A 16,798-nucleotide genomic window follows, 5' to 3' on the forward strand; every position below is an offset into this window, starting at 1 on the left:
CGACGACGATGACACGCATGGCCGCCGCCGTACTCGGTGCCGCGCTCCTGCTCGCCGGGTGCGGAACCAGCGACGGCACCACCACCACCACCGCCGCCGGCGGCGAGAGCACACCCAAGGCCGGCGGCACCCTGATCCTCGGCGAGAACGGCCAGGAGCCGACCTGCCTCGACCCGCACGGCAACGCCAGCTCCGACGGGCCGGTGACCACCGTCCCCGTGGCGGACTCGCTGGTCTGGTTCGGCGCGGACGGCAAGCTCCAGCCGTGGCTGGCGGAGCGCTGGAAGGTCTCCGACGACGGGCTGACCTACACCTTCACGCTGCGCGAGGGGGTGAAGTTCCACGACGGCGCCCGCTGGGACGCCGAGGCGCTCAAGACCAACTTCGAGCACATGAAGGACCCGGCGACGAAGTCGCCGCTGGCGGCGGCCTACATCGCGCCGTATGAGGACAGCAAGGTCATCGACGAGCACACCCTCGAGGTCCACCTGTCCTCGGCGTACTCACCGTTCCTGGACATCCTCGCCCAGGGCTATCTCGGCATGATCTCGCCCAAGCAGATCAAGGAGGCCCCGCAGACCGTCTGCGAGCACCCGATCGGCTCGGGGCCGTTCGTCTTCGACAAGTGGACCAAGGGCCAGAGCATCACCTACCACAAGAACCCGGACTACAACTGGGGGCCCAAGGGGGCCAAGCACACCGGGCCCGCCTACCTGGACGGCCTGGAGATCCGCTTCCTGGGCGAGGACGCCACCCGCTACAACGCGCTGGTCGCGGGCGAGGTGAACGCGATCGACTTCACCCCGCCGCAGAACGTCGAGGAGGTGAAGGCCAACCCGGACCTCGGCTTCCTCACCGCCGTACGGCCCGGCCACCCGATGTCGTTCTGGCTGAACACCTCGCGCGCCCCCTTCGACGACGTCAAGGTACGGCAGGCGCTGCTGGCCTCGGTGGACCGCCCGACGATCATCAAGGGGATCTCGTTCGGCCAGTACGAGGTGGCACAGGGCTTCGTCACCTCGTCCACGCCGGGCTACGCCGCCGGCCTCGAAGGCACGATCGCCTACGACCCGGCCAAGGCCGACCGGCTGCTCGACGAGGCCGGTTGGACGGCCAAGGACGCCGACGGCATCCGCACCAAGGACGGCAGACGCCTGACCGCGTACTTCCCCATCGATCCGAGCTTCCCCGCCCAGCGGATGCAGATCGCCGTACAGACGCAGGCGGCGGCCAAGAAGGCCGGCATCGACATCCGGATCCAGACCCCTTCCACCCAGGAGGTCAGCGACCGCTCCCTCACCGGCGACTACGACCTGGCCTCGGGCCTGTGGGCCACCAACACCGCCGACGTGCTGTGGATCCAGTATTCGTCGAAGAACATCACCACCGACAAGCGGCGCGGCCAGAACGTCGCCCGGCTGTCCGACGACAAGGTGGACGAGCTGCTCCAGGACGCCAGGGAGACCACCGACGCGGCGGAGCGGGCCGAGCTGTACAACCAGGCGCAGGCCAGGCTGATCGAACTGGCGCCCGCCGTCCCCTTCTACAACGACCCGCGGCCGGTGTCCTTCCAGAAGAAGGTCCGCGACCTGGCCTTCACCCCCGCCTACCCGTCGCCCTACTTCTACGACACCTGGCTGGACGGATGAGGAACACGGTCCTCCGCCTGATCGGGTGGCGTCTGGTCGCCGGGGTCGGCGTGCTGTGGGGTGCGGCGACCCTGACGTTCCTGGTCCTCTACCTCACCCCCGGCGACCCGGCCCAGGCGATCGTCGGCGGGGAGAACGCGGCCCCCACCCCCGAGGTCATCGCCCAGGTCACCGCGGAGTACGGCCTGGACCGGCCCTGGTACGCGCAGTACCTGTCCCATCTGGGGCGGGTGCTCCGCGGCGACCTCGGCACGTCCTACCGGCTGCACACGCCGGTGACCCAGGCGGTCGGCGAGCAGGCCGGCGCGACCGTCGAACTGGCGGTGGCCGCGGCGGTCGTCGGTCTCGCGCTGGCGGTGACCGTCGCGCTGGCGACGGCCAAGCGCCGCCGCTGGATCCGGGGCATCGCCTCCGGCTCCGAGCTGACGATCGCGTCGACGCCGTCGTTCTGGCTCGGCATCCTGCTGCTGACGGTCTTCTCCTTCGGGCTGCGCCTGTTCCCCGCCACCGGCAGCCACGGGTTCTCGTCGCTGGTCCTGCCCGCTCTCGCGCTGGCCCTGCCGATCGCGGGAGTGCTCGGCCACGTGCTGCGCGAGGCGCTTGAGGAGGTGCTCGACGAGCCGTTCATCGTCAGCGCCCGCACCCGCGGGCTCCCCGACCTGACCGTCCGGCTGCGGCACGCACTGCGCCACGCGCTGGTGCCGCTCGTCACGATGAGCGGCTACTGGGTGGGCGCCCTGCTCGGCGGCGCGGTCATCACCGAGACGCTGTTCACCCGGCAGGGCATCGGCCGGCTGCTGCTGAGCGCCGTCAACGCCAAGGACCTGCCGGTCGTGCTCGGCGTCGTGCTCCTCTCAGCCGGGGTCTACGTGCTGGTGAACCTCGTCGTCGACCTGCTCTACCTGGTCATCGACCCCCGGTTGCGGGACGTGCCCGCGATCGCCCGCCCGGCTGCGGAGGGTGCCGCGTGACGACCATGACCCCGGTGACCGCCCGGCGCCTCAGGTTCCGGCTGGGCACCAGGCCCGGCACCTACGTCGCCGCGGCCGTTCTCCTGCTGCTGGTCCTCGCCGCCCTGGCGCCGCAGCTGTTCACCGCGCAGGACCCGCTCGCCGTCGACAGCGCCCGGACCCTCAGCCCGCCGAGCGCCGGCCACCTGCTGGGCACCGACGAGAACGGCCGGGACGTGTTCAGCCGGATCGTCTTCGGCACCAGGACCTCGCTGCTGCTCGGCTTCGGCGCGATCGCGATCGCCCTGGTGGGCGGCGGCCTGCTGGGCGTCGCGGCGGGCCTGGGCAACCGGGTCGTGGACAACCTGATCATGAGGGTCTCCGACATCGGGCTCGCCTTCCCCGAACTGCTGCTGGCCCTGGTGGTGATCACCGTCGCCGGCGGCGGCACGTCGAACGCGCTGCTCGCGATCGGTGTCGCCAACATCCCGGGCTACGCCAGAGTGGTGCGCGCGCAGACCCTGTCGATCCGCCGGTCAAGCTACGTCGAGGCGGCCCACGCCCTGGGCCTCTCCACATCCAGGGTGGTGCTGCGGCACGTGCTGCCGAACGCGGTGAAGCCCGTACTGATCCTGGCCACCATCGGTGTCGGCTCCGCCCTGGTCGCCGGATCGGCGCTGAGCTTCCTCGGCCTCGGCACGCCCCCGCCGGAACCCGAGTGGGGATCGATGCTGTCGACCGCGCGGAACTTCATCTCACGCGCCTGGTGGTACGGCGTGTTCCCCGGCGCGGCCATCACACTGACGGTGATCAGCGTGACCGTCGTCGGCCGGGCGCTCAGACTGCGATCAGAGGGGAGGACCTGGTGACGGTCCTGCGAGTGGAGAACCTACGGGTCGGCTTCGGCGGGCCGCCCGTGGTGGACGGCATCTCCTTCGAGGTCGGGCGGGGCGAGTGCCTGGCCCTGGTCGGCGAGTCGGGCTCCGGCAAGAGCGTCACCGCCCGGACCATCGTCGGGCTCACCGGCTCCGGCTCCGAGGTCCACGCGGACGAGCTGACCTTCGCGGGCGAGGACCTGACCGGGCTGCGCGAGCGGGGCTGGCGGAGCATCCGCGGTGGCAGGATCGGCTTCGTCCTCCAGGACGCCCTGGTCTCCCTCGACCCGCTGCGCAAGGTCGGCAAGGAGATCGCCGAGGTCCTGGCCGCGCACACCCGGCTGTCCGGCACCGAGCGCCGGAACCGGGTCGTCGAGCTGCTGGCCGAGGTCGGCGTACCCGAGCCGGAACTGCGCGCCGAGCAACTGCCGCACGAGCTGTCCGGCGGTCTCAGGCAGCGGGCGCTGATCGCGACGGCCATCGCCGGCGACCCCGAGCTGATCATCGCGGACGAGCCGACCACCGCGCTGGACGTGACGATCCAGGCGCAGGTGCTCGACCTGCTGGCCGGTCTCAAGAGCCAGGACAGGGCGCTGCTGATCATCAGTCACGACCTGGCCGTGGTGGCCAGGCTCGCCGACCGGGTCGCCGTGATGAAGGACGGCCGCATCGTCGAGCACGGCCCCACCCACCGGGTGCTTTCCCGGCCGGAGCACGAGTACACCAGGCAGCTGCTGGCGGCGATCCCCGCCGAACACACCAAGGGCACCCGGCTCTCGGGCGCCGGCTCCGCGCCTCGAAGGCGCCGCACGCCCGGTGACGTCGTGGTGCGCGCCGAGGGGGTCGGCAAGTCCTTCCGCGGACCGGACGGCCGGGTCCGCGCGGCCGTCCGGGATGTGTCGTTCTCCCTGCGGGCCGCCGAGACGGTGGGCATCGTGGGCGAGTCGGGATCAGGCAAGACCACGACCGCCAGGATCGCGCTCGGACTGACCGAACCGGACAGCGGGTCGGTGGAGGTGCACGGCCAGGGTTGGGCGGGGCTCGACTCCACCACCCGCAGGGCGCTGCGCCGGGACATCCAGGTCGTCTACCAGGACACACTGGCCGCCTTCGATCCCCGCTACACCGTGGCGAAGGTGCTCGGCGAGGCGCTGGCGGTGTCCGGGGTGCCCCGTGACCGGCGGCGACGGCGTGCGGTGGAGCTGCTCGAACTGGTCGGACTCGGCGCGCAGCACCTGGAGCGGCGGCCGTTGCAACTGTCGGGCGGCCAGCGCCAGCGCGTCGCCATCGCACGGGCGCTGGCGCCCGAACCCGCGGTGATCGTCTGCGACGAGCCGGTCTCCGCGCTGGACGTGTCCGTACAGGCGCAGGTGCTCGACCTGCTGGAGGACGTGCAGCAGGAGACGGGGGTCGCGTACCTGTTCGTCTCCCACGACCTCGGCGTGATCTACCACGCCTGCGACCGCGTCCTGGTGATGAAGGACGGCCAGGCGGTCGAGGAGGGCACCGTGGAGAAGGTGTTCCGCTCGCCCGGACATCCGTACACCCGGGAGCTCATCGCGGCCATCCCCAAACTGACGGCGGCATGAGGAGTCGACCATGGTTCATGTGATCAAGACAGACGATGAGGCCGTCGAGGTCGCCCGCGCCCTGGCCCGGCGGTTCGCCGAGGGCGCGGCGCGGCGGGACGCCGAGCGGATCCTGCCCGTCGCGGAGCTCGAGGCGCTGTCGGAGAGCGGCCTGCTCGGCATCACCGTGCCGGCCGACCACGGCGGTGCCGGGGTGCGTACGGCGACGCTCGGCGCCGTCATCAGGGAGCTGGCCGCGGCCGACGGCAGCATCGGCCAGATCCCGCAGAACCACTTCTGGTACGTGGACGCGCTCAGGGAGAACGGCACCCCCGACCAGCTGGCGTTCTTCTACCGCGAAGTGCTGGCGGGCAGGCAGTTCGGCAACGCCGCGGTGGACGGCCGCGCGCCCGACGGGTCGCGTGAGCACGCCCGGCTGCGCCCGGGGCGGGACGGCGGCTTCCTGATCTCCGGTCGCAAGATCTACTCCACCGGAGCGCTCTTCGCGCACTGGATCCCGGTGATCGCCCTCGACGACGAGGAGCGGCACCGCACGGCGTTCGTCCCGCGCGACGCGCCCGGCCTGACCGTCGTCGACGACTGGGACGGCATGGGCCAGCGCACCACGGCGAGCGGCACCGTGCTGCTGGACGAGGTCCACGTGCCCGCCGACCGGATCATCGCCGGCCACCGCGGCAACGAGCGGCCCAGCACGTTCCGCAGCTTCGGCCTGCTGATCCACGCGGCGATCGACACCGGCATCGCGGAGGGCGCCCTCGCCGACGCCGCCGCCTTCCTGCGCGGCTACGTCAAGGGCGGCTGGCCGGGCAACGAGGCTGCACGGGTCGTCGACGACCCCGTCGTGGTGCAGCGGTTCGGCGAGCTGGCCGTACTGACCAGGGCCGCCCGCGCGCTGCTGGAGAGCGCGGGGAACGTGGTCGACGAGGCTCGCGCGGCAATCGCGGGCACCGACGACCCCGAGGAGGCCGCCCGCTGGGAGACCGCGGCGGCCGTGGCGATGGCGGCGGCCCGCGCCCAGGCCGACACCGCCGCGAACCGGGTCACCAGCGAGTGGTTCGAACTCGCGGGTGCGAGCGCCTCGCTGCGCTCGCACAACCTGGACCGGCACTGGCGCAACGCGCGCACGCACACCATGCACGACCCACGCCGGACGAAGGTGCACGACGTCGGCAACTTCCACCTCAACGGCATCGCCCCCGCCCGCCCCTTCGATTCCAGGAGTAGAGAAAGTTGACCGGCATCATCCACTTCAACCTCTTCGAGATGAACTGCGTCGGCCACATCCAGCACGGGCTATGGGCGCATCCGGACAACAACCGGCACCGCTACACCGACATCGAATACTGGACCGAGCTGGCCGAACTGCTGGAGCGCGGCCTGTTCGACGCGGTCTTCCTGGCGGACGTGGTGGGGGCGTACGACCGTTACCGGGGCGGGCCCGAGACCGCCATCAGCGAGGCGGTGCAGATTCCGGCGAACGACCCGCTGCTCGTGGTGCCCGCGATGGCCGCCGTCACCCGGCACCTGGGCTTCGCCGTGACGTTCTCCACCACCTACGAGCCACCGTTCGCGCACGCCCGCCGGATGTCCACGCTCGACCACCTCACCAAGGGCCGGGTGGCGTGGAACGTGGTGACCTCCTACCTCCGCAGCGCCGCCAGGAACTTCGGGCTGGACGACGAGATCGAGCACGACCTGCGCTACGAGATCGCCGAGGAGTACCTCGAGGTGCTCTACAAGCTCTGGGAGGGCAGCTGGGAGGACGACGCCGTGGTCCGCGACCGGGAGCGGCACGTCTACACGGATCCGTCGAAGGTCCATCCGATCGACCACGTCGGAAAGCACTTCAGGGTCGCCGGACCCCACCTGTCCGAGCCCTCCCCGCAGCGCACCCCGGTGATCTACCAGGCGGGTAACTCCGAACGCGGGAAGGACTTCGCCGCCAGGCACGCCGAGGCGATCTTCACCGGCGCCCCGTCGATCGAGGCGCTGCGGGAGGAGATCGCCGACGTCAAACGGCGGGCGGCGGCACACGGGCGCGACCCCGAGCACGTCAAGGTCTTCCCCGGGGCCTCGGTCATCGTCGGCAGGACCCAGGAGGAGGCCGACGCGAAGGTCGCGGACCTGCAGAGCCACATCAGGGCGCAGGGCTTCCTCGCCCAGCGGGGCAGCGGCATCGACCTGGCCGCCTACGACCCCGCGGACAGCATCGACGACATCGTGGCACGCGGCGGCGACTTCACCGAGCGGGCCGTACGCCACCTGGTGGGCAGAGGCCTGCGGGTGGGAGACGTGCTCGACTCCGTGGGCAGGATCGGCCAGGGCGGGCCGTTCTTCGTGGCGGGCACGCCGGAGCGGGTGGCCGACGAGATCGAGCGCTGGGCCGACGAGACGGGCGCGGCCGGATTCAACCTGATGCAGTATCTGTCCCCCGGCACGGCCGAGGACTTCATCGAGCTCGTCGTGCCCGAGCTCCAGCGGCGCGGTCGCTACCGGACGTCCTACGACGACGGCACGCTGCGGGAGCGTCTGCTGGGAGAGGGCGTCCACCGGCTGCCGGAGAGCCACCCCGGGGCGGCCTTCCGCAGGTGACAAGGAGCATGGTCGCGCGCTGCCGCCCCGCCTGATGCCCGCATTCGGTACGGACACGAGCACCACCGGTCACCCGGCATCCTTGCCGGTTCCCGCCCGCGGTGAAACATTGCCGATGTAGGTATTCGGCAGTTCCCGATCGAAATGGTGGGGATAATGCGGGTCATCGGGGCAGGCTTCGGCCGTACGGGAACCCTCTCTCTCAAGACCGCTCTGGAGCGGCTCGGCTTCGGGCCGTGCCACCACATGACGGAGGTGATGGAGCGGCCGGAGCAGATCCGCCGGTGGATCGCGCTGGGGGAGGGGCGGCCGGTGGACTGGGACGACCTGCTGGGCGGCTACGACTCCTGTGTGGACTGGCCGTCCGCCGCCTACTGGCGCGAGCTGTCCGAGCACTATCCCGAGGCGAAGGTCGTCCTCACCGTACGGGATCCCGAACGGTGGCTGGCCAGCATGCAGGCCACCATCCTCAAGCAGCGCGGCCGTGGTGGCAGGTTCCGGGGTCGCGCGATGTACCGGCTCTCGGCCCTGCTGGGCACCGACTTCGCCGCGTTCGTCAAGATGACCGGCCTGACCGTCGACGGCCGGTCCTTCGGCGGCGGCGGATACGACCCCGAGCACCTGCTGAAGAGCTTCCGGGCGCACACCAATGAGGTGACCGCGGTGATCCCGCCCGAACGGCTGCTCGTCTACGAGGTCCGCCAGGGCTGGGAGCCGCTCTGCGGGTTCCTCGGGGTGCCGGTGCCCGACGAGCCCTTCCCGAGAATCAACGACACCGCCGACTTCGCGAAGAACGCCCGCGCGAGGATCGTCCCCATGCTCCTGCGCCGCAGCCGGTAGGAGCCTCTGCTTGGGCGGGGCCTCATCTCGGAGCATCCCGCCGAGTGCTGGTTCGGGGTGCTGATTTTTTGTATCAAATGCTTGTTCCCGGCCATTGTCGGCTTTATCGATAAAGTGCTCACCGGCTGGTCGACTCTGTCCTTTGTACAGGTCAAAAAGCGCCGTGGCGTCGATTTCCGTGGACATTCACTTTGATCTGCGGTCTCATATTCCCGCCAGTCCCTTGTGGACCCATCGCGGGATGTGAGAAACGCATGACAAATTCGCGAAGAATGCTGAGAATCGCCGTCGCGCTCACGGCGACAATAGGCCTCGGGATCATCGACGTACGGCTCTCGGCGGCGGGGGCGATGCCGCCGGAGGAGCTCCGGATCACCCGGTTCCTCGGTGAGCAGCGCCTGCCGTACAAGGCGCAGTTCGCCGGGACCACCGTCGGCGGCCTGTCCGGCATCGACCGTGACCCGCGCACCGGCACCTGGTACTTCATCTCCGACGACCGGTGGCGTTACAACCCGGCCCGCTTCTACACCGGCCGGCTGGACATCGATCGGGTGACGGGGAAGTTCAGCGGGGTGAAGCTCACCGGGGTCACCACCTTCCTGCGTCCCGACGGAAGCCCCTACCCGGCGTACGGTCAGCCCGACTCCGCGGATCCCGAGACCATCCGCTTCGACCGGTGGGGCCGTCGCGTCCTGTGGGGGGACGAAGGGGACCGGCCGGATGAGACGCACTCCACCATTCCGGTCTCCGACCCGTCCGTCCGCTGGGCCGACCGCAGCGGCAAACACCTCGGCGAGCTGCCGATCCCCGGCAACCTGAAGCTGACCGCGACCGCCGCCGGTCCCCGGCGCAACTTCGGGTTCGAGGGCCTGACCTTCACCCCGCACGGCATCGCGGCCATCGTGGAGGGCCCGCGGTACGAGGACGGGGACACCCCGACCGTCGAGCACGGCGCGCCGGCCCGCATCACCGTGTGGGACCGCCATGGACAACTGCGCGGGCAGTACGCCTATCCGGTCGATCCGCTGCCGGCGGCACCCGTCCCGCCGTCCGGGATCACCGACAGCGGAGTGTCGGAGATCCTGGCGATCGACGACCACCGGTATCTCGCACTCGAACGCTCCTGGATCGAAGGCATCGGCTACCGGGTCAAGCTGTACGAGATCGACCTGCGCGGCGCCACGAACGTGCTGTCCAGGGACAGCCTGTCAGCAGGTGTGCCGTACCGCTCGGTCTCCAAGCGTCTCCTCTACGATCTCGGCTCGTTCCACCCGCCGGTGCAGAACCTGGAGAGCCTCGCCTGGGGGCCGCGCCTCACCACGGGCGAGTGCACGCTGGTGATCGGCTCCGATGACAACTTCGACGACCGGGAGATCACGCAGTTCCTGGCCTTCGCCGTCCGGGGCTGCTGACCGCGGGACGATGCCCTCCGGTGACATCAGGGAGGGCCCGTTCCGGTGCCGTGATCCGCCCGGGTCGACGGGGCGACGCCGTCCGGTGACATCCGGGAAGGCCCGTTCCGGCGCTGTGACCCGTACGGGTCGACGGGTCGACGGGGCGACGCGCGGCCGGCACGCCGGCCGCGCGTACGGCCTTCACGGTGTGCGGAGCGGGTCGGCACGGATGGAGCCGTGAACACACCCGCCCGATCTCCGGCCTGGCCGCTCGCCGGACGGCTATCGCCCGGTCTCGTGGGCGTCGACCAGCCGTTTGGGCGCCGTCAGGCACCACGCCTCGGTGACCAGCTCGAACAGCTCGTCCGGATCGATCTTCGCAAGGTGCACCACGACCCAGCCGAACCGGCCCGTGGTGAACTGGACCTCGAACACCTCCGGGCGCTCCGCCACCAGCGCGATCTGCTCGTCGATCGTCGCTTTGAGCCCCACGGTCTGCGTCTCCTGCCACAGATAGCCGAAGCCCTTGCCGCGCACTTTCAGCGAGACCCAGTTGCCGCCCTCGCTCTGCTGGACCTCGGGAAGCCTGTCCAACATGTCCAAGAACTCATCGACGTTCACACCCATGGCCCACATGTACCAGAGCGCCCCGACAGTTATCCCCGGAAAGCGGTCCCGGATCGCCCGTTCGGGAGCCGGCATGCCGATCGTGAGCGGCTTTCCCCACAGCGGGCAGATATCGCCTCTGAGGAATGTCCACCTCCTTGAGCTGGGCAGGAAGTTATGGTGAGATGCCGCGCGACTGCGACGAGGAGTCGAGATGACTGGGCATGACTGGAATCCTGATCTAGCGCACACCGATCGCAGTGAGCACACCGGGCAGCGGATAGCCAGAGTGCGGAAGCTCCGCAATCTCAGCCAGGAGGGCCTGGCCACCCTGGCGAACGTCTCTCGGAGCCTCATCGCCAAGGTCGAATCCGGCTCGAAACCGGCGACCCCTTCTCTCGTCGCCGCTGTCGCACGGGCCTGTTCCGTGGACCCGGCGGAGATCAACGGCCAGCCGTACCGGGGCACGGACAAGCGCAGTGATGCCGTGCACGCAACGATCCCCGCCATCCGGATGGCCTTGGCGTATGTAGAGGTCGCACCCGAGTTGGACATGCCTCCTCGGACGCTCGACGAACTGGCCACTGAGCTCGTCAAGCTTCAGAAGCTTCAGAAAGCCGCATCCCATGCCTTGCTCGGTGCTTTCCTCTCTGCGGTTCTGGAGGAACTGGCCGTACATGTCATGGAATCGGACGCTCCTCGTGCCTGGCGCATGCTCAACCGTGCTCAGAGTCTCGCCGGTTCCCTGGCGCGACGGCTGGGCTACAACGACCTGGCGCAGGTCGTCGTGGAGCGGACATCGATCTCCGCCCAGCGCGCCGAAGATCCTTACCTGCCGCATCTGGTCACTCTGGGCCGGGCGCGGCTGCTGATGACGCTCGGCTCATGGGACGTCGCGGTAAAGATGATCAAGAAAGCTGCCGACGGCATCGACCAGGACAACCCGGTGTCAACAGAAGTCTTCGGCTCGCTTCATCTCAGTGCGGCCATCGCCGCCGCACGAGCGGGGAAGGCGGCGGATGCGTGGGAGCACCATGGGACCGCGACCGAGGCGGCGGCGCGGGTCAATCCGAGAGATCTGCGTGACCCGTACGGCCTGCAGATGAATCCGGGGAACGCTTCCATCCACGGATGCGCGGTGGCTGTCGAACTGGGTGACTCCGATCAAGCGACACGGCTGGATCAAGGAGTCGACCTGTCCCGGCGAGACATCTCCAACGAACGTCGGGCGCACCATGAGCTGGATATGGCGCGGGCTCATCTGTGGGCCAACGATCATGACAAGGCACTCAAGCGCATGATCAGTGCTGAGCGGACCGCACCGCAGATGACGCGTTTCCATCCCTCGGCCAGAGAAACGGTTCGTCAACTCGTGCGGACCTATCGGCGGATTCCGGAGCCTCTCCGAGGACTGGAAAGCCGCATGGTTCTCTAACGGCAACTTGTCAAGGGGGCTGGTGTGCACAACTCGTGCACACCAGTCCCCTTGACCGTTTCTAAGGTCACCGTGGCAGCGAGAGCCACGGTCATCGTTGTCCGAATCCGATGATTCCGACCTTGGAGGACGGGTGACACGGCACACGGTAACGGCTGGAACTCCGGGGGCGATCGACGAAGCCACGGCGGAGGATCAGGGCAAGGCGCTTGCCATGGTGCAGCGGCTTCTCAGGGAGCGGGGAATCCGTGCCTGGTGTCAGCACACGATCAGCCTCGGGCTCTTCGCCGACCGCACCGATGAGGTCACCTGGCCCGACCGTCCAGCGTTTCGATCGTGGCTGGACCGGTATCCGCCTGAACTGACGGTGATCGGTCCTCAGGGCTGCTGCGATGTCACGGTGACCATGGGTCCGCGGTCCGGCTGTTACCTGGTGTCTCTGCGCAGCACGACCGACCCCCAGATCGTGCGGAGCGAGCACCCGGAACAGGTGGTCGATCTGATCCTTGCCGCTCAGCCGGATCAAGAGACCCGGTGAGCACCGAGTCCTCACAAGGGAACGGTGCGGTGACCCTTGCCGAGTTGAAGACGCGCCACGGGCGAACGTGGGTGGTCTCCGACGCGATCGGAGGCGGCTGGTATGCCGTGCGGCGCGTGGCGGTCTCGACTCACGGACGCGAGCGCGGCCTGTCCGATGTCCGCTGCGGAGCGACCCTCGTCGAACTGGCGCGCAACCTGGAAGCCGAAATCCGGCTTGAAAACCAGACCTGGATACGTGCCCCTGCCCGGCTGGGGTCGTAGCCCATGGACGGGCGTGGCGGCGTGAATCCAACCGGAGGGACGGCGTCGCCACGCCTACCAGGAGTCATCGCACCGGTAGAGCCAATCACCCGCGAGTCTCCTTTGATCCCCCCTTCCAACGGGCCTGCAACGGGCCCACCACCAGGGAGCCGATCCCTTATCAGGGATGACGGTCAACGACGACCATCATGTCCGGCCCGTCCTGCTTCAAAGGGCCGTCGATCCAATCGTCCCCTGAGCGAATCTGGTGAAAGCGAAACACGGCACAGGTCTCGTTCGCACCGATGACGCATCGGACGGGAACCGGCTCCGGTAGCACCCGGACGAGACCGAACACACCGTCGGCTACAACCAGGCCGAGCCGTAGCAACACGATCTGATCTTCATGGCTGATCCGAGGCTGCCCGTCGAGGTCCGCCACCTGTACCGGCGCGTGGTCCTCCAGGTGGAAAGCGTTGACGTGCCACTCGTAGCCGGACAGATCCTGCCAACCCATCTCGGCGATCGCCGCCGAAGCGGAAGCCGGCGCGGCCACCCATTGACCGACGTGCTCAGCGAATATCCAGGCGCCCTCGTTGTAGGCGAGCCCTCCGGCGAGCTTGTCACGGAGTCCCTGGCTGAGACGGGGAACGGCGGGTGGTGGATCGACGATTGCCGGCGGTTGAAGCGCGGATGCCGCTGTTTCGTTCATCCGGACGGCGAGCACCATGGCACAGTACCGGCCTCGACGGGACGGGTTCCGGCGCGGCCGGGCTCAGGTGGTTTTCCGAACGTGCGACGCCTCGGCGGAGAGCGGCACGCCGTCTTGGCCGAGCGGGTGGAGTTCGGGAAGCTCCCGCCCTTGGCCGTCGACGAGAGTGGAGTGCGGCTCGTCTGGGGCGAAGGCGTGGCGCTCGCCCCACTGGCGGAGGGCGACGACGGTCGTGAAGAGGTCCTGCCCGGCTTCGGTGAGCCGGTAGGTGTGTCGTCTGCCGTCGGTGGCGGCGCCCTTGTCGAGGATGCCGTGCTCGACGAGCTTGCGGAGCCGGTCGGTGAGGATGTTGCGGGCGATCCCCAGTCGCTGATGGAACTCGGTGAAGGCCGTCGCCCCGTCCATCGCGTCGCGGATGATCAGCAGGCTCCACCGGTCGCCTACCAGGTCGACGGTCCGTGCGACCGGGCAGGCCGGGTCGGTCCAAGCGCTTCCTGCAGCGAGTGTGACGTCCACCGGCCCCCTCCGTGATGAGTTGCAATGTGAAACCAGTATGCCCTAGCTTCAGATAGGTTGCATTTTGCAACTCATTGGAGGGTGATATGTCGTCAGGATTGACCGGGAGGCAGCGGGTCGTGCTCGCGCTGGTGTGCGCGGTGGCGGTGTCGACCATCTACGGCATCCAGCCGGTCCTCGAGACCGCGGGCGAGGACCTCGGGCTGAGGGAAGGAGCACTGGGGTGGCTGGTCGCCGCCGGCCAGGTCGGCTATCTCGCGGGGCTGGTGCTGCTGGTCCCGCTCGGTGACCTGTTCGACCGCCGCAGGCTCATCACGGTGCACTTGCTGCTCACTGCGGTAGGTGCGGGGGTGGTCGCCGCCGCACCCGGCGGTGGCATCGCGATCGCGGGCCTGGCCCTGGCCGGACTGTTCGCCGTGGTCGTCCAGGTCACGGTGGCCTATGTCGCCGCCGTCTCACCGGCCGGCGAGCGCGGCCGCAACATCGGAGCGGTCACCTCAGGCGTGGTCATCGGGATCCTCGGAGTGCGGGTGGTCGCGGGCACACTGGGCGAGCTGGCCGACTGGCGCATGGTCTACCTCGTACTCGCCGGGCTCTGCGCGGTGCTCGCGCTCGCCACCCGAGTCACCCTCAAGGCCGACATCCGCCGCCCCCGAGCCCGGTACGGGCAGCTGCTGTCATCGCTGGGCCGTCTGGTCGTCGGCGACCGGCTCTTCCTCAGCCGCGGACTGGTCACGTTCTTCCTGTTCGCCTCCTTCGGCACGCTGTGGAGCGGACTGGCGCTCCCGCTTGGCGACGCGCCGTGGCACTTCGGCACTACCGAGATCGGATTGTTCGGACTCGCCGGCCTCACCGGGGCGCTGGGCGCGGCCCGGGCCGGCCGATGGGCCGACCGGGGCCTGGCGCCCTCGGTCACCGGCTGGTCGCTGGCCCTGCTCACCGCCTCGTGGCTGCTGATCGCCCAAGCGAGGTCATCGCTGTGGCTGCTGATCGTCGGCGTCATCGTCCTGGACTTCGCCGTGCAAGCCGTTCACGTCAGCAGCCAGCACCTGCTCACCACTGCCCGCCCCGACCAGAGCAGCAGCGTCATCGGCGCCTACATGGCCTTCTACTCCCTCGGCTCCGCGCTCGGCGCGATCACCACCACCTGGGCCTACAGCACCGCGGGATGGTCGGCCGCCAGCCTGCTCGGCGCGGCCTACGCCGCACTCGGACTCCTCGTGGCCATCTCGACCCGGCGTTTTACCGCCCTACCTCGGGCGCAACAACCAAGTGCGTCCGTATCGGCTACGTCCCGCTGACACTCGGTGGCGCGAGCACACAGCGCCGAGCGAGCACCGTCGACCGGACAGCGGAAACATCCAGGTCGTCTCCACCCCGGGACGGGTTCCCGATTTGGGTGAGCGATGTCCGGCCCGGCCGCGGCACGACTCGACCGCCGCGACAGAGGCAGGGCTCGGTGGTCCATCAGGAACGGGACGACGCTGGATTGCGATCAGAGCTGGAGCCCTGTCCTCGGGTGATCATGTCTGGGCGCGGAGGTGACAGGCTATGCCGATGGAGTCTTCCGAGTTCCTCGCGGCGAAGCAGCGCCTGATGCGTGAGGCGTTCCCCAGCAGTGGAGACGACCTCGACGGTATGTCGATGGATTTTGATGCCTATCTGTGGCACTCACCTGTGGTCAGGGAAGTGAAGGTCCGCCATACCGGTGACACGAACAGCCTGATCGTGGCCACCTGCGTCCCTGTTTGCGGACACTCGGAGGCGGAGATCGGGGCCGGCCTTGAACAGGTCTGGTTACAGGATCTCAGCTACCGGTACTTCGAGGCCCACATGGTCACTCTGGCAGAGGGGCGAGTACAGCTTGACGTGATAACGCAGATCGCTCTGAACGACTTCTATGTCACTGCCACCATTATGGCCGAGACATCAAGCTCACACGGTGTTCGGTGAGCCTGAGGTTCCCCCCGTACTACAGCCACCGATGGTGTGGGATCACGAGGTTGCGTCTGAGGGCTTGTAGAGCTCCTCGAACGCGATTGGGCTGTTCATGTCGATGCTGGAATGACGCCTATACGGGTTATACCAGCACTCGATCCATTCAAACATCGCGCTGGCCAACTCGGCTCTTGTTGACCATTTGTTAACGTCGAGCAGTTCGAGCTGCATCGTTCCCCAGAACGATTCCATCATGGCATTGTCGTAGCAATCGCCGACGGTTCCCATCGAGCCGAGGAGTTCAGCATCACGGAGCCGTTTCCCGTACGAGAACGATGTGTACTGTGTTCCGTGGTCAGAATGCAGGATCGTCTTCCTGCTGGGCGGGTTACGGCGGGCGACGGCCATGACCATCGCGTCGACGACCAGAGCGCTGGTCTGGCGTATGTCGATAGAATGGCCGATGATGCGACGAGAATAGGCGTCCATGACAGCGGCGCAATACAGTTTCCCTTCGTCGGTGGGGTGCTCGGTGATGTCGCTGACCCACAGCCGGTCCGGCGCTTGCACCGTGAAGGCCCGGCGGACCAGATCCTCCTCGGTGGCGGCGTTGACGAGGTTGCGGCGGCCCTTGCGCCGGTAGATGCCCTGGATGCCGGCCTCACGCATGAGCCGCTCGACGCGCTTGCGGTTGACCTCCAGGTCCAGGCCGAGCGTCAGCTCCGCGTGGATCCGCGGCGAGCCGTAGCTGTAACGTGACGTCTCATGGATGTCACGGATCAGCTTCAGTAGTTCGGTGTTTCTTTGGTCGCGTGGTGACTGCGGCCGGCCAACCCAGTCTTTGTAGCCCGATCTGGAAATGTTCAACACCCGGCAGGCCACCGCGACAGGAAAGTCGTCATCGGCGAGTTCACGGACCAGC

Annotated in this window: 17 protein-coding genes; 13 read left to right on the forward strand and 4 right to left on the reverse strand. The window is 68.6% G+C overall.

From position 1 onward, the window contains the following. The first annotated feature begins 8 nt into the window (after window positions 1–8). From OHA77_RS30765 to OHA77_RS30800, 8 genes are all read left to right on the forward strand, one after another. Window positions 9–1,649, forward strand: a complete 1,641-nt coding sequence (locus OHA77_RS30765) for an ABC transporter substrate-binding protein (RefSeq protein WP_406312876.1) — start codon at window positions 9–11, stop codon at window positions 1,647–1,649. Beyond that, window positions 1,646–2,620, forward strand: a complete 975-nt coding sequence (locus OHA77_RS30770) for an ABC transporter permease (protein WP_406312877.1) — start codon at window positions 1,646–1,648, stop codon at window positions 2,618–2,620. Before OHA77_RS30765 ends, OHA77_RS30770 begins: the two co-directional genes overlap by 4 nt. A 5-nt stretch (window positions 2,621–2,625) precedes the next feature. Further along, on the forward strand, window positions 2,626–3,468 hold the full coding sequence (locus OHA77_RS30775) for an ABC transporter permease (protein WP_406319900.1): 843 nt from the start codon (window positions 2,626–2,628) through the stop codon (window positions 3,466–3,468). Further along, entirely contained in the window at window positions 3,465–5,063 is a 1,599-nt protein-coding gene (locus tag OHA77_RS30780) for a dipeptide ABC transporter ATP-binding protein (protein ID WP_406312878.1), read from the forward strand. The genes OHA77_RS30775 and OHA77_RS30780 overlap by 4 nt, the downstream gene beginning before the upstream one ends. A 10-nt stretch (window positions 5,064–5,073) precedes the next feature. Then, entirely contained in the window at window positions 5,074–6,297 is a 1,224-nt protein-coding gene (locus OHA77_RS30785) for an SfnB family sulfur acquisition oxidoreductase (RefSeq protein ID WP_406312879.1), read from the forward strand. Beyond that, on the forward strand, window positions 6,294–7,655 hold the full coding sequence (locus OHA77_RS30790; RefSeq protein WP_406312880.1) for an LLM class flavin-dependent oxidoreductase: 1,362 nt from the start codon (window positions 6,294–6,296) through the stop codon (window positions 7,653–7,655). The genes OHA77_RS30785 and OHA77_RS30790 overlap by 4 nt, the downstream gene beginning before the upstream one ends. Window positions 7,656–7,811: 156 nt before the next feature. Further along, complete coding sequence (locus OHA77_RS30795; protein ID WP_326824676.1) at window positions 7,812–8,495, forward strand: sulfotransferase; 684 nt, start codon at window positions 7,812–7,814, stop codon at window positions 8,493–8,495. 272 nt (window positions 8,496–8,767) lie between these two features. Next, the gene (locus OHA77_RS30800) at window positions 8,768–9,907 is read left to right on the forward strand and encodes an esterase-like activity of phytase family protein (RefSeq protein ID WP_406312882.1); all 1,140 of its coding nucleotides are present in this window, start codon (window positions 8,768–8,770) and stop codon (window positions 9,905–9,907) included. 264 nt (window positions 9,908–10,171) lie between these two features. Here the strand turns inward: OHA77_RS30800 and OHA77_RS30805 are convergent, their stop codons facing one another. After that, entirely contained in the window at window positions 10,172–10,516 is a 345-nt protein-coding gene (locus OHA77_RS30805; protein ID WP_326824674.1) for an MmcQ/YjbR family DNA-binding protein, read from the reverse strand. Between the two features lie 193 nt (window positions 10,517–10,709). On the opposite strand from OHA77_RS30805, the gene OHA77_RS30810 reads away from it, so the two are divergent. The 3 genes from OHA77_RS30810 (at window position 10,710) to OHA77_RS30820 (ending at window position 12,731) form a co-directional block, all read left to right on the forward strand. Beyond that, a complete protein-coding gene (locus OHA77_RS30810) occupies window positions 10,710–11,930 on the forward strand; it encodes a helix-turn-helix domain-containing protein (protein ID WP_406312883.1) in 1,221 nt (406 codons plus the stop codon). Window positions 11,931–12,027: 97 nt separating this feature from the next. Then, on the forward strand, window positions 12,028–12,468 hold the full coding sequence (locus OHA77_RS30815; RefSeq protein WP_406312884.1) for a hypothetical protein: 441 nt from the start codon (window positions 12,028–12,030) through the stop codon (window positions 12,466–12,468). A 29-nt stretch (window positions 12,469–12,497) separates the two neighbouring features. Beyond that, window positions 12,498–12,731, forward strand: a complete 234-nt coding sequence (locus OHA77_RS30820; protein WP_326824669.1) for a hypothetical protein — start codon at window positions 12,498–12,500, stop codon at window positions 12,729–12,731. Between the two features lie 160 nt (window positions 12,732–12,891). Here the strand turns inward: OHA77_RS30820 and OHA77_RS30825 are convergent, their stop codons facing one another. Both OHA77_RS30825 and OHA77_RS30830 read right to left on the reverse strand, forming a co-directional pair. Then, complete coding sequence (locus OHA77_RS30825) at window positions 12,892–13,440, reverse strand: hypothetical protein (RefSeq protein WP_406312885.1); 549 nt, start codon at window positions 13,438–13,440, stop codon at window positions 12,892–12,894. A 45-nt stretch (window positions 13,441–13,485) separates the two neighbouring features. Beyond that, the gene (locus OHA77_RS30830; RefSeq protein WP_326824668.1) at window positions 13,486–13,938 is read right to left on the reverse strand and encodes a helix-turn-helix domain-containing protein; all 453 of its coding nucleotides are present in this window, start codon (window positions 13,936–13,938) and stop codon (window positions 13,486–13,488) included. Window positions 13,939–14,024: 86 nt separating this feature from the next. On the opposite strand from OHA77_RS30830, the gene OHA77_RS30835 reads away from it, so the two are divergent. Together OHA77_RS30835 and OHA77_RS30840 are read left to right on the forward strand one after the other, a co-directional pair. Next, on the forward strand, window positions 14,025–15,239 hold the full coding sequence (locus tag OHA77_RS30835; protein ID WP_406312886.1) for an MFS transporter: 1,215 nt from the start codon (window positions 14,025–14,027) through the stop codon (window positions 15,237–15,239). A gap of 256 nt (window positions 15,240–15,495) precedes the next feature. Next, window positions 15,496–15,891, forward strand: coding sequence for a hypothetical protein (locus tag OHA77_RS30840; RefSeq protein WP_406312887.1), 396 nt, complete (start codon window positions 15,496–15,498; stop codon window positions 15,889–15,891). Between the two features lie 42 nt (window positions 15,892–15,933). On the opposite strand, the gene OHA77_RS30845 is transcribed toward OHA77_RS30840, so the two are convergent. After that, complete coding sequence (locus tag OHA77_RS30845; protein WP_406312888.1) at window positions 15,934–16,758, reverse strand: IS3 family transposase; 825 nt, start codon at window positions 16,756–16,758, stop codon at window positions 15,934–15,936. Window positions 16,759–16,798: the final 40 nt, after the last annotated feature.

Source organism: Streptosporangium sp. NBC_01639 (assembly GCF_045209755.1).
In the GTDB taxonomy this organism is placed as follows: Bacteria; Actinomycetota; Actinomycetes; order Streptosporangiales; family Streptosporangiaceae; genus Streptosporangium.